This window comes from Streptomyces sp. NPDC040589, from assembly GCF_055594445.1.
Genome location: NZ_JBVIWP010000001.1, coordinates 93203 through 106307, shown reverse-complemented (window position 1 = coordinate 106307; position 13105 = coordinate 93203). Strand labels below are relative to the sequence as shown.

The window sequence follows — 13105 nt, the reverse complement described above, 5'->3', positions numbered from 1 at the left end:
GTCGTGATGCCCCTTCAGTCCGTGAACCCGTGGTGGGCGATCTCCAGGACCTCGGTCGCCACGGCCGGGTTGGCGGGGTCCAGGCTGGGACCGCTCCAGCTCACCGGCAGTACCTCGATCAGCCCCCAGCGGGCGACCTCCGAACCGTCCGCGCGCAGCGCCGCGATCTGGGCGGTGGGCCGCTTGATCCCCGTCTGCACGGACGAGATCCACTTGGCGACCTTCGTGGTGTCCGGGGTGAGCGGGCGGGTCAGCCGGATGGTGGAGAAGGTGACACGGGTGGGCAGCTGCCAGACGAACCCGTTGTTGCCGCCCTCCTGGCGCTGCTCGACCTCCACCTGGGACGACAGCCCTTCGCATCCGTTGAAGTAGCCGAGGCTCTCACCGTCGATGCTGAGGGTGAACCAGATGGTGGAGCCCGGGTCCTGGCGGGACATCGAGGGCCTTTCTGTATCAGTGGCGGGGGTCGCGGAGTCGGCCGATCCGCTCGCGGTCCATGCGGAGTTCCGTGCGGATCAGCCGGGTGATGCGGCCGATGAGGCGGTGGACCAGTTCGTCGAGCTGGAAGTCGGTGAGCTCACGGGGGTCGAAGCCGCCGTTCGGGATCTCTGTGTAGGCGGGTGGGGGTGGTTGGTTCGCGGACGCGGATGTGGACGCGGATGTGGACGCGGATTCCGTGTACGGGGGTGGGGAGCTTTGGGGTGGTGAGGTCTGGGGCGTGAGGGTGTTGGCGATGGTGGCGGCCGCGGCGGCTGCGAGGGCGCCGGTGGTGTTCTTGGGGGCGTTCTTGGTGGTGGTCTTCGACTTCTTCCAGAAGCGTTGGACCACCGGGAGGGGGGAGGTGGGGGTGTGCGTCTGGGTGGCCGGGGGTGTCGGTGGTTGTGGCGTTGTGTTTACGGGGGCGCCCAGTGAGGGGCGGTTGGGCGTGGTGGGTGTGGCGGGGAGGGGCGGTGCCGGCTGCTGAGGTGAGGCGGTGGGCTGTGGGGTGATCGGTGCGCCGAGGCCGAGGTGGGGGGTGCGGCGTGTCGCGGGCGGTTGTGCGGGGCCGGATGCGGTGGGGCGGTTGGGCGACGGGGTGGTGGGAGGGAGGACCGCTCGCTGAACGGTGCGCGCTGAGGGCGGTGGAGCGACGGTTGCCTTGGCAGCGGGTGCTGAGGGCGGGGTGCCATGGGGCGGCTGTGGCTGCGGTTCGGGGCTCGTGGGGGACGGTGTGACGCCGGTGGGTGCCGGGGCAGGCCTGTCGGCAGGGGACCGTGGTGGTGCGGCGGGGGCGGGGGAGTCGGTCCGGCTGTCGTTGGCCGGTGCGGGTGTGGTCTTGCCGGGCTGTGGGCGTGGCGGTCGGGCGGGGGTGGCCTGTTGGCGTTGGACGGTCGGGGCCGGGCTGGTGCTGGTGTGGGTGTGGGCGGGCGTGTGGGGCGGTGGGGTGGGGGTGTCCGTCGGCGGTGTGGGTGTGGTGGGTGCCGTGTGGCTGTCCCGGCCGGGTGCGGGTGTGGTCTTGCCGGGCTGTGGGCGTGGTGGTCGGGCGGGGGTGGCCTGTTGGCGTTGGACGGTCGGGGCCGGGCTGGTGCTGGTGTGGGTGAGGGCGGGCGTGGGGGGCGGTGGGGTGGAGGTGCCTGCCGTCGGTGTGGGTGTGGTGCGGTTGGGGGCGGTGTCGCCGGTGGGTGTTGTGGTGCCGTTGCCGGACTGTGGGTGTGAGGGTGGGGCGGGGGTGTCCGTCGGCTGTGTGGGTGCGGTGGGTGACGTCGTAGCGGCGTTGCCCGCCTGCGTGCGTCGTGGCGCTTGTGCGGGGGTGGTCGGGGTGTGAACCGGTCCGGTGCCCCTGCCGGTGGGTGAGGGCTGGGGGCGGGTAGGGATGGCCGGTCGTCGTTGGACGGTCGGAGTCGGCGCGGCTGCGGTGTCCGCCGTGCTGTGTGCGGACTTGCCCGGCAGCGACGGAGCGCGGGTGGGCCCTTGCGCCCCGGCCGGTCCTGACGGCGGCGTCACCGCACCCGGCCGGGGCACGGCTCCCTTCGGCTGCGTGGGTGCTGCCTCCGCAGCCGGGCTGTTCGTCGTACGGCTCGTGACGGCCGGGCCCGACGGGAGGTCGTCGCCTCGGTGGGTGGTGGCCGGGGTGTTGCCGTGGCCTGTATCGGCCGGGCTGGTGACCGCGCGCTGCACAGAGGCCGGGGCTGTGGGCGCGGGTGTGTCAACTTCCGCCCTACTGCTGCTCGCTGACGTCCTGGACGTGGCGTCCGCCGGGGTATCGCCCTCGAGCCTCGCGGTCCGGCGCGTCGCCGGGAGCGTCCGTCGCTGTACCGGCGCCGCTCCTGCCTGTGTCCTCGTCAGGGAACTCGGCCGGGGCGGCCGGCTTGCCGGAACGGGCGTCACGTGGAGGCCAGGAACGGGGAGCGGTGCGGCGACCCGCTCCCGGACGGGCGGCGGTATCGGGGACACCACGGGCACTGCCGGAGCAGCCGTGGTGACAGGAGTGGTCGAACGGGCGGCCGCAGCACGTGCCGATCCCGCCGGCACCGATCCGCCACCCGACGGTGCAGAGCCGCTTCTACCCAGCCGCTGGACCACGCGCGCGTGCGCCCCGGCAGCCCTCGCGACCCCGCCGGCCTCCGCGCTCGCGGCAGACCTCGGGGTCACACCGGCTTCCGCGCCGCCTCCGGCATGCTCCGAGCCCCCGGGAACCTTCGTCGAGTCCCCGGCACCCATCGATGCCCGGGGAGTCTCCGAAGCCTGGGGGACCTTTGAGGCGTTGGCATCCTTCGGGGCCCCGAGAGCCCCTGAGGTCCCGGGTACCCCTGAGGTCCCGGGTGTCCCTGAGGTCCCGGGGGCCTCTGAGGTTTCGGCGCCCTTTGAGGCTCCGGGAGTCGACGAGGCTCGGGGAATTGTTGAGCCCCCGGCACCCTTCGAGGTCCCGGGTGTCCCTGAGGTCCCGGGGGCCTGTGAGGCTTTGGCGCCCATTGAGGCTCCGGGAGTCGACGAGGCCCGGGGAATCGCAGCGCCCCCGGCACCCTTCGAAGCCCGGGGAGCCCCCGAGCCTCCGCGCCACTTCGAGCCTCTGGCCACCTTCGAAGCCCCGGGAACCCCAGAGCCCCGGGAAACCCCCGAAACGCCGGACCCCTCCGAGCCCGAAGGCACCCCCGAGCCCCCCGAAACTCCGGCAACACTCCCAGCCCTGGCGGTACTGCCACTGCCACTGCCACCGGCCCCGGCCCCAGCACCGGCCCCAGCACCATCCCCGGCCCCAGCACCGACACCGGCCCTGGCCCCAGCACCATCCCCGGCCCCAGCACCGACACCGGCCCCGGCCCCGGCCCCAGCACCATCCCCGGCCCCAGCACCGACACCGGCCCTGGCCCCAGCATCAGCCCCGGCCCCAGCACGGGACCCCGTAGGCCCCACCCCCCTCGCCGGAATCTCTCGCAACGGCACCGCCGGTGCCCGTTGCACCACCGGCTCCGGGCCGGGCAACGGCAAAGCTCCAGTGGGGCGTTCGAGGCCGAAGACCGGTCGGCCCGACGCCGGGTGGGAGAGGTCGCCGAGGAGGGTGCGGGACTGCCCGTTCAGGACCGCGGGCGACGCCGTGCCCGCGAACGACGGGTTCTGCCATGTCGGCAGGCGCCCGCCGAACCCGGCGTCCGCGACCCCGGCCTCCTGGCCGGAGGCCAGGGTCCGCTGGATCGACGGCAGCCTCGACCAGGCGGCGCTCACCACAGGGCCGGCACCGGTGTCCGCACCCGTACGCGCGGAAGCAGCGTCGGCCGGTGCCGCTCCGCCGGGCGCCTCGGCGGCAGCGACCCGGTCGCCGCCGTCAGGCCCGTCGCCCCGTCGTGCCCGCAACCGGTCCAGGAACCCCATGCCTCAGTCCTCCGCCCCGCCCCGCGTGACCAGGGACGCGATCTCGGCCGTGTAGCGGCGGCGGTCGCGGTGTTCCAGGTCCAGGATCTCGTCCATGCTCCAGTGGAAGTGGTAGGCGACGTACGCGATCTCCTCGTGCAGCCGGTCGGTCGCGTACGTCACGATTCCCCCAGGCGGCTCCCGCCGAGTTCCACCTCGAAGGGCTCCGCGCAGTGCGGGCACTCCACCGCCGCGCGGGTGTGGCCCTCCGCGTTGATCTGGCGGTAGAAGTCCTGCAGGAAGGCGAGGTCCGAGGCGAACATGTTCTCCACGGTCCCGTCGTGCACATTCGGCAGCGTGCCGAGCCGGGTGATCACCCGGCCCAGCAGCACCACCGACAGGAACGCCGGGTTCTCCTGCACCCGCACGTCCCGCAGCGGCACGAGTTCGTCCCGGGCCGTCGACAGGCGCATCACGCCGTCGCGGTGGACGGTGCCCGCCTCGTCGACGTACCCGCGCGGCAGCTGGAAGGGGAACTCGGTGCGCAGTTCGTACTGTTGCTGCGGCGCGGCCTGCTCCGGGACCGGGGCGGCGGGCGGGGCCTGCATCGGCCCCGGCCCCACCGTCCCCGCCGCGTCGGCGCCCGCGTGCATGACCGCGCCGCCGGCCCTGGCAGCCGTACGCCGCATTACTCGATGTCCAGTTCTTCGAACACGATGGTGACGGTCTCGGTGAGCGCCGACGCCTCGCCCGCCTTCACGGTGCTCGTGTCGATCTTGCTGCACCACGCGTTGCGCATGTTGTAGCGCTTCACCGGGTTGCTCTGGTAGTCCATCATGATGATGGACGCGTTCTTGCGGGCCGTGCTCATCTGGCCGGTGATCGACTGGTTGATCCACTCGGTGAACGCGGCCGACTGGGTCATGCCGCGGACGACCGTGCAGGTCCCGTTCTTCTTCACGCCCGGCAGGTTCACGACCTTGTTCTGGCCGTTCTGGGTGTTCTGCTGGTACGTGATGACGTCCTGCTCCATGGACAGGCCGCTGACCTCGGCGAGGTACTCGACCATGACGCCGTCGATCTGCAGCCCGAAATTGTGTGAGGTGAGGGAGTCACCCGGCGAAAGGCTCATGTGCTGTTCGCAGTCCTTCTGGGGGGTCTTGGTGGATGGCGGGTGTGCGGCCGGGGCTTACTCCTCCAGCTCCCCGCCGCCGCTGGAGAACTGGGCCAGCCTGAAGATCACGAACTCGGCGGGCTTCACCGGGGCGATGCCGATCTCGCAGACCACCCGGCCGACGTCGACCGACTCCGGCGGGTTCGTCTCGTCGTCACACTTGACGTAGTACGCCTCCTCGGGGCGCTGGCCGAACAGGGCGCCGTCGCGCCACTCGTTGACCAGGAACGCCGAGATGTTGCGCCGGATCCGCGCCCACAGGTTGTGGTCGTTCGGCTCGAACACCACCCACTGGGTGCCGATCAGGATCGACTCCTCCAGGTAGTTGAAGTACCGGCGGATGTTGAGGTAGCGCCAGGCCGGGTCGGAGGAGAGGGTGCGGGCGCCCCAGACGCGGATGCCGCGGCCGGGGAAGGCGCGGATGCAGTTGACGCCGATCGGGTTGAGCAGGTCCTGCTCGCCGCGGGTGATCTGGAGTTCGAGGTCGACGGCGCCGCGGACGACCTCGTTGGCGGGGGCCTTGTGGACACCGCGCTCGGCGTCGTTGCGGGCCCAGATGCCGGCGACATGGCCGCTCGGCGGCACCAGCCGGGCATGGCCGGTAGCCGGGTCGAAGGTCTTGATCCAGGGGTAGTACAGGGCCGCGTACTTGGAGTCGTAGCCGGCGGTCTCCTGGCGCCAGACCCGGATCTGGCGGGCGTTCATGCCCGGCGGCGGGTCGATCACGGCGACCCGGTCGCCCATCAGCTCGCAGTGCGCGATCAGCCCGAGCTGGACCGCCTTGACGGCCTCCAGGTCGATCGCGCCGCGCTGGTAGGCGGCCATCAGGTCGGGGACGGCCACCATGGAGACCTCGTCCACGGCCTCCAGGCCGCCGAAGCCGGTGCGGTCGGCGGAGTCGCCGAGGTACTGGGCCGGGCCCGGGTGCGAGGCGTCCGCGTTCCCGGTGGGGGCGGCGGGCGCGGCGGGCGCGGGCGCCGGGGCGGCGAGGGCCACGGTCTGGTTGTCCGGGCGGGCCAGCTGCGCGGCCGGCGCGGCCTCGGTGACGGTGATGAGCTTGGAGCGCTCCTTGACCTGCGTGACGACGTAGTTGCGGCCGCCCTTCTTCGCGGTCACGTCGAACGTCTCGACCGGCTTGTCACCGTCCTTGACGATGAGCTTGAACCGCTCGGCGGGACCCTCGCCCTCGGGGTCCGCGACCTCGACGCTCAGGTCGCCCTGCGCCACGGCGGTGACGGCGAAGGTCCCGAGCTGCTTCGGCTCGCCCGCGGGCAGTGCGGCCGGGGCGTTGCCGGAACGGCCGGTGACGGCGGCGGGCCCCTGGCCGGCCTCGGCGGGAGCGCCCTCGGAGGAGCCCCCCACGCGGACGACGTACGCGGCGGAACCGCCGTTGTTGAAGAAGCCGTAGACGGAGTGCGCGAGGTAGTACCCGTCGGTGAACTCACCGAAGGCCGCCACGTACTGCGTCCAGTTGGTGACCAGTGTCGGCTCGTTCAGCGGTCCGGTCGGCGCGAGTCCGACGAAGGCCGCCACCGACGTCCCCACCCCCTCGATCGGGCGCGAGCCGCTGGCCACCTCCTCGACGTAGACGCCGGGCGACAGGTAGGACGGCATGCTCTGCTCTCCTCGGGGTACGAGACACGAACAGCTCTCACCCTCGCGCGCGCCGGACCTGCGGGGAAACGGCCTCCGGTGCCGAAGCGGGGGCAATCCGGTTGCCCGCAAGGGCACTTCCGACGGTGCCCCGGCCCTCGCCGCGCGCGCCCTGCCCTCACCTCTGCCCTCGTGGCCCTCCCGTTCCACTCCCGTGGCGGGTGAAACTGACGGGTCAGCCGTCCAGTGACGAGTCGAGTGTCGAGGAGAACGCCGTGCACGCACACGGAACAGGGGGCAGGCAGGCCGCCGATCGGGACGATCGCCGCGCGAACGCGCCCGGCGTGCCGGCGCACCCGATGCTGGCACTCCAGCGCATGGCCGGCAACGCGGCCGTGGCCCGGACCGTGGCGGAGGAGCGGCACGAGCACGACGCGCACTGCGGGCACACGCCCTCCGTGCAGCGCCGCGCCCTGGTGCACGACGTGCTGAACACCCCGGGCCAGCGCATGGACTCCGGGCTGCAGACCGAGATGGAGGCCCGTTTCGGCGGCGCCGACTTCAGCGGCGTACGCGTGCACAAGGGGCCGCTGGCCCGGGATTCGGCGGCGGAGCTGGGCGCGAAGGCGTACACCTCCGGGGCCCACATCGTCGAGGGCGCGCCGCTGACCAAGGAGGACTGGGCGCACGAACTCACCCACTTCCAGGACCAGATGGCCGGCCCCGTCCCCGGTACGGACAACGGCGCCGGCGTCAGGATGTCCGACGTCGGCGACTCGGGCGAGCGGCACGCGGTGGACAACGCCCGGCGGGTGATGAGCGGGCCGGTGCCGGCGGTCCAGCCGACCCCGGCCAAGGACACGGCAGGGCCGGTCGCGAGCGCACCGGCCGCGGGGGCGGTCCAGCGGACCGTGTGGGCGTTCGACCAGGGCGCCAGCGTGCAGGACGAACGCGAACGACCGCACTACCGGTGGCGGAGCGAGGGCGGCTCCGGCGCTCTCAAGACCTCCGCCGAGCTGGGCCTCGACCCCGGGCGGAAGCCCCACCCGGGTGACACGTACGACGACGAGAGCGAGCAGCTCCACAGCAGCGAGAACGTCGCGTTCTCCACCAAGGGCCGGATCTCCGAGAAGGACCTCGTCCGGCGCAGGACACAGACCAGCCGCGCGGTGGCCGAGGCCAAGCACCGCATCGCCTCGGCACTGAAGATGCTCAAAGACGCCAACGGCGCGCCCGCGGGCCCGCTGCTGGCGGGTCTGCAGTCGGGCTTTCCCGTGTTCCGGACCGCCCCTCCCGGGCAGCTCGCGCCGTTCCTGCCCCGGATCGCCGAGATCATCCAGCGCATCCAAGACGGACTGAACGCGCAGGGCGCGAAGATCGCCCTGGTCGGCAGCGGGGTGCCGGGCGTGCCCGGCAACGCCACCGCCTGGGTCGACGGGAACCTGTCGGAGAACATGGCGGGTCTGTTCAGCCTCGGCCACGACAAGATGAGCGAGGAACTGCCGCCCCTGATGGAGCGCTCAGGGCCGATCCACCTGCTGGAGCCGGGCCAGATCGCCTGGTACATCGTCCACGAGGCCACGCACCGGTTCGCCGGAACACTCGACTACCAGTACAGCCCGTACTTCGAGGAGGTGCAGGAGGACGAGTTCACGGCCTCGGCGGATCCCGAGGTCGCGGCCGCGATGGAGCCCGCGATGCTCGACCGGCGCAAGGTGCGCGATCCGAAGGAGTTCAACGGCAAGGACGAGCAGACGTACCTGGGCAAGCAGTCCAACTGGTACGCCCTGGGCCGGCGCGCCCTCATGAACGCCGACTCCTACGCCCAGTTCGTCCTGACGGCGACCGGAGCGCCGACGCCCCGGACCTGACGGCCCGCACCGTGGCCCGTTCGGCCCTCTCATCCTGCCCTTTAGCTTCCTGACGTGCCGTGGGCACCCCGGCTAGCGTCGCGACGTGAGCCTGTGGACATCTCTGGAACCCGCCTCCGCGACCGTCGACCCGGGCAGCAGCACGCGCGTGCGCCTGCGCCTGCGCAACACCGGTGACGTCGTCGACGAGTACCGCTTCGAACCGGTCGGCCCCGTCGCCCCCTGGACGACCGTGGAGCCGGCGTCCCTGCGCCTCTACCCCGGCACGACCGGCACGGTGGAGCTGACGTTCGCGCCGCCGCGTACGCCGGACGCCACGGCGGGCCCGAACCCGTACGCGGTGCGGATCACGCCGACCGAGCACCCCGAGGCGACGACCGTCCCCGAGGGGAATCTGACCATCACGCCGTTCACCGAGGTGCGGGCGGAGCTGGTGCCGCCCACGGTCAAGGGGCGGTTCCGGGGGCGGCCCCGGCTCGCCGTCGACAACGTGGGCAACACCAAGCTGACCGCGTCCCTGAGCGGCAGCGACAACGGCGACGAGCTGTCGTACGACATCCACCCGGCCAATGTGCAGATCGAGCCGGGGCGGGCCGCGTTCGTCAAGACCACGCTCAAGCCCAAGAACATCATCTGGTTCGGGTCGAAGGAACAGCGGCCCTACACCCTCGCCGTGCAGCGGTCCGGCGCCACGGCGATGCCCGTGGAGGGGACGTTCGTCCAGCGCGGTTTCCTGCCGGGCTGGCTGGCGACCCTCTTCGGGATCCTGTTCGCCCTCGCGTTCACGTTCCTCATGCTGTGGCTCGCCTACAAGCCCTCGGTCACCACCAAGGCCGACGCGTCGCCCGTCGGCGCCGGCAGCACCCTCGCGCCCTCCCCGACACCCACCCCGACCCTGACCTCGGCGCCGCCCCCGTCGCCGACGCCGCAGGAGCAGGAGTCGGAGGCCGGTGCGGGGCAGGGCGGCGGGGGTGCCGCACCGCCGCCGCCCGCCAAGAAGAAGCCGAAGCCCGTGGTGCCGGCGATGAACGTCCTGCTGTACAACCCCACCACCAAGAAGTGCGCGGCCGCCGCCCAGAACAAGGCCGACGGGCCGGTCAAGCAGTTCACCTGCGACGAGACCCAGCAGGACAACCAGCGGTGGAACCTGGAGGTGAAGTACGCGAACAAGGGGCCGGGCGGGCACGCGCTCTTCCAGATCCGCAACGTCAAGGACCAGCTCTGCATGGACCTGCCGAACTTCGGGGCTGCCCCCGTGCCGTCCGGGATCACCGAGTACACCTGCGACGGCACGATGCAGGACAACCAGCTGTGGTGGATCGACAAGCAGGAGAGCGGGGCCTACTGGATCCGCAACTACGCCAGCAACAGCAAGTGCCTGGACGTGTCCGGCTACAGCACCGGCGGTGACGGCAGCAACCTCACCCTGTTCCACTGCTCCAACACGGACGACCAGGAGTGGAAGATCGTCCAGCCCTCGGACGGCTGACGGCCCGGCCGGCCGCTACCAGGTGCCTTCCCCCGGCACCAGGCGGCCGGCCTTGCGGTACTCGCGGCGGGCGCCCTCCAGGAGGTCGTCCGCTGTGACGTGCCCTCCGCGACCGGCGGCCAGGTACGCGGCGGTCACCACCGCGCTGCGGATGGAGCCGCCCGCCAGTTCGAAGCCGCCCGCCACCGCGTCGAGTTCGATGCCGTCGGCGCCGGGCACGTGCGAGAGGCTGTGCCGCCACAGCGCGACGCGCTGCCCGGCGTCCGGGAACGGGAAGTCGACGATCAGGTCCAGGCGCCGGGTGAACGCCTCGTCGATGTTGGCGCGCAGGTTGGTGGTGAGGAGCGCGATGCCGTCGAAGGACTCCAGCCGCTGGAGCAGGTAGGCGCTCTCCAGGTTGGCGTACCGGTCGTGCGCGTCCTTCACCTCGGACCGCTTGCCGAAGACGGCGTCGGCCTCGTCGAAGAGGAGCACCGCGTCGGTGCGGTCTGCCTCGGTGAAGATGCGTTCCAGGTTCTTCTCGGTCTCGCCGACGTACTTGTCGACGACGGACGACAGCTGGACGACGTAGAGATCGAGCCCGAGGTCGGCCGCGACGACCTCCGCCGAGAGTGTCTTTCCGGTGCCGGACTCGCCCGCGAACAGGCCGAGGACACCCCGGCCCCGGCCGCCGCCCGCACTGAGCCGCCAGTCGCCGAGGACCCGGTCGCGGTGGCGGGCGCGCAGGGCGAGTTCCCGCAGCTGGGTCAGGGGCGCGTCGGGCAGGACGAGGTCCCGCCAGTCCACGTCGGGCCGGATCCGGCGGGCATGCTGCTCCAGGCCGGAGGCGGACTGCTGCCGGGCGGCGAGGCGCAGATGGGCGGGGGAGAGCGGGGTCCCGTCGAAGTCGGCGAGGCTCCGTGCCGCGCGGGCGGCACGGGTGATGTGCTCGCCGGCGAGGTGGTACGGGGCGACGGTGGCTGCCAGGTCGAAGCCGGGTTCTCCGCCGAGGGCGGCCGACCAGGCGTCCACCGCGCCCGCGCGCCGTGCGGGTGCCTCCAGGACGAGGGGGTCCTCGTCGCACCACTGGGGGTCGTACGGGCGGGACCCGGTCACCAGCACGGGGACGTCGACCGCCGCGGCCAACTCCCGGAACAGCGCCGCCGGTTGCTCCGGCAGCCCCGTGACGACGACCGCACGGTCAGTCAGCCGGGCCTCCCGCAGCAGGTCCGGGACACGGTCCTCGGGCCCCGTGAACCGCACGGCCGCGACCCCCGCGGCGCGCAGGGCGGCGGCCACACAGGGGAGCCCGTCGCCCTCACGGCGCTCGCGCAGATACACGGTGGGCGGGGGACCGGAGCCCAGCCGGGCGGCCAGCCGCTGGGCGATCCGGTCGGCCTCGTCGTCCGGGGCGGCGGGGTCCCGGGGGTTTGCGCGGGGGGCTGGTGCGTCGTGGTCGGGGGCTCGGTGGTCGGCGCCGGGGGGCGGTGCGTCTTGGCCGGGATCGGGGTGGTCGGTGCCGGGGGCGCGTGCGTCGTGGTCAGGTCCCCGGTGGTCAGTGCTGGTGGGCGGTGCGTCCTGGCCGGTGTGGGCCGCGCCGGGCGGTCGTGTGTCGTCGTCAGGTTCCCGGAGGTCCGCGCCGGGGGCCGGTGCGTCCCGGTCGGGGGCCAGGAGGTCCGCGCGGGGAGCAGGTGCGTCCTGGCCCGGTTGCCGGAGGTCCGTACCGGGCTCCGGCGCGGGCAGCGCGTGTAGATGCCCGGTGAGTGACGCGTCGGGGGTGTCGTCGCCGAGCAGGTGGGCCACGAGGCGGTCCGGTACGCGCAGGGCGCGGCTGAGGAAGGGCCGTTCGGGATCCTCCACGGTGAGGAGACCGAGCGCGGACAGGGGGGCCGCGGGATGCAGGCGGGCCCGGCCCTCGGCCAGGTGGACGGGGATCCCGCACAGGTCGAGGGCGAGCGCGACGGTGGCCCGCCGGCGGCTGACGTCGTCGTTGAGGTAGCCGTACAGCGGCTCGAAGCCGCGGTCCAGGTCGGGGGCGAGGGCGATGAGGAGCAGCGCGGTGTCGAGCTCGGTCAGGCCGAACCGGGCGGAGAGGCCGGCCAGACGGTCACCGGGCGGCCCGTCCGTGCCGGGGCAGGTGAGGGGCAACGGCTCGGCCGGGCGCAGCAGATGCCGTACGGCCTCCTCCGACAGGTACAGGCCGCGCAGCGGGTCGCCGGCCGTCGGGTCGCCGGCGGACCGGTGCTCCACCAGCAGGGCGACCCGGTCCCGCAGCTCGGTGAGGCGGGCGAGGAGTGCGGTGGCGGGGGTATCGGTGTCGGACGTCTGCGTGGTCATGTCGTGCGGCCCGGCCCCCGCCCCCGGCGGGCCGTCCTGCGGGCCTCCCGGGCCTCCTGTGCCGCCGCCACCTGCCGTGCGCTGTGCGCGCGTTCCTCCGTCTTCGGCGGTGTGCCGTCCACGGTGCGGACACGGACCGCGACGCCCTCGGTGACGGGCGGACCGGCGTCGTACTCGGGGTAGGCCGGGAAGGGAGCGGTGATCACGAGGTCGAGGGACGGCTTGAGTTCACCGCCGAGCGCGGACCAGATCTCCGCGAGGGAACGCGACTCGGTCTGCGTGCCGGCCACGGACATCGGGATCGTCATGCCCAACGCGCCCAGGGAACCCGGAAGTTCGGAGGGGCCGATCAGCTCGCGCGGGATCAGCGTGGCCAGCACCGCGGACAGCAGCCGGTGTTCGTCCTGGGGCTGCTTCGTCCACGCCGTGACCAGGTACGACAGCCGGAACCAGCGGGGCGGCTGCCGGTGCTTGACGACGATGTCCCGTTCGTCGTGGATCGGGACATGGCCCCGCTGGCGTCGGGCGACGTCCTCCCGGATGTCGTACAGATAGGCGTTGATCGTGGGCGCGTTGCGGCGGGCGGCCCAGTCACGGGTCGGCGCGTCGAGCGCGACGTCGATGCCGGAACCGGCCAGCGCGCCGCCGCTGAGCAGGTTCTTGAGAACCTCGTCCACTTCGTGGATCACCGATGTGCTCCCGTTCCCGCCCTGCCGTGCTGTGCGCCGCCGTATCCGATCCTGCCCTCCGCCCCGCCCCGGCCCGCAGGGGCGCCGGGGACGGCGGCGGGGCAGAAAGCGCTGCCCGTGGGGGCGACTTCGGATGCCCGTTCGG

Annotated in this window: 10 protein-coding genes; 2 read left to right on the top strand and 8 right to left on the bottom strand. The window is 72.8% G+C overall.

Annotated elements, in window-relative coordinates; translation table 11 throughout:
* Positions 1 to 14 precede the first annotated feature (14 nt).
* The 6 genes from ACZ58V_RS00410 to ACZ58V_RS00385 form a co-directional block, all read right to left on the bottom strand.
* Complete coding sequence (locus ACZ58V_RS00410; protein WP_184598457.1) at positions 15 to 437, bottom strand: phage tail protein; 423 nt, start codon at positions 435 to 437, stop codon at positions 15 to 17.
* A 16-nt stretch (positions 438 to 453) separates the two neighbouring features.
* A complete protein-coding gene (locus ACZ58V_RS00405) occupies positions 454 to 828 on the bottom strand; it encodes a hypothetical protein (protein WP_471287713.1) in 375 nt (124 codons plus the stop codon).
* 3024 nt (positions 829 to 3852) lie between these two features.
* Complete coding sequence (locus ACZ58V_RS00400) at positions 3853 to 4011, bottom strand: DUF6760 family protein (RefSeq protein WP_471287711.1); 159 nt, start codon at positions 4009 to 4011, stop codon at positions 3853 to 3855.
* Positions 4008 to 4517, bottom strand: a complete 510-nt coding sequence (locus ACZ58V_RS00395; protein WP_468195134.1) for a hypothetical protein — start codon at positions 4515 to 4517, stop codon at positions 4008 to 4010. Before ACZ58V_RS00395 ends, ACZ58V_RS00400 begins: the two co-directional genes overlap by 4 nt.
* Positions 4517 to 4960, bottom strand: coding sequence for a phage tail protein (locus ACZ58V_RS00390; RefSeq protein ID WP_189728071.1), 444 nt, complete (start codon positions 4958 to 4960; stop codon positions 4517 to 4519). The genes ACZ58V_RS00395 and ACZ58V_RS00390 overlap by 1 nt, the downstream gene beginning before the upstream one ends.
* A gap of 57 nt (positions 4961 to 5017) precedes the next feature.
* Positions 5018 to 6616, bottom strand: coding sequence for a phage tail sheath subtilisin-like domain-containing protein (locus tag ACZ58V_RS00385; protein WP_468195136.1), 1599 nt, complete (start codon positions 6614 to 6616; stop codon positions 5018 to 5020).
* Positions 6617 to 6870: 254 nt separating this feature from the next.
* On the opposite strand from ACZ58V_RS00385, the gene ACZ58V_RS00380 reads away from it, so the two are divergent.
* Together ACZ58V_RS00380 and ACZ58V_RS00375 are read left to right on the top strand one after the other, a co-directional pair.
* Positions 6871 to 8466 (top strand): eCIS core domain-containing protein, encoded by a 1596-nt coding sequence (locus ACZ58V_RS00380; RefSeq protein WP_468195139.1) that lies wholly within the window; start codon positions 6871 to 6873, stop codon positions 8464 to 8466.
* Positions 8467 to 8551: 85 nt separating this feature from the next.
* Positions 8552 to 9955 carry an RICIN domain-containing protein gene (locus tag ACZ58V_RS00375; RefSeq protein ID WP_468195140.1) on the top strand — a complete coding sequence of 468 codons (1404 nt, stop codon included), beginning with the start codon at positions 8552 to 8554 and terminating at the stop codon, positions 9953 to 9955.
* A 15-nt stretch (positions 9956 to 9970) separates the two neighbouring features.
* On the opposite strand, the gene ACZ58V_RS00370 is transcribed toward ACZ58V_RS00375, so the two are convergent.
* Complete coding sequence (locus ACZ58V_RS00370; RefSeq protein WP_471287709.1) at positions 9971 to 12271, bottom strand: ATP-binding protein; 2301 nt, start codon at positions 12269 to 12271, stop codon at positions 9971 to 9973.
* Entirely contained in the window at positions 12268 to 12960 is a 693-nt protein-coding gene (locus ACZ58V_RS00365) for a Pvc16 family protein (RefSeq protein WP_468195145.1), read from the bottom strand. The genes ACZ58V_RS00370 and ACZ58V_RS00365 overlap by 4 nt, the downstream gene beginning before the upstream one ends.
* Positions 12961 to 13105 lie beyond the last annotated feature (145 nt).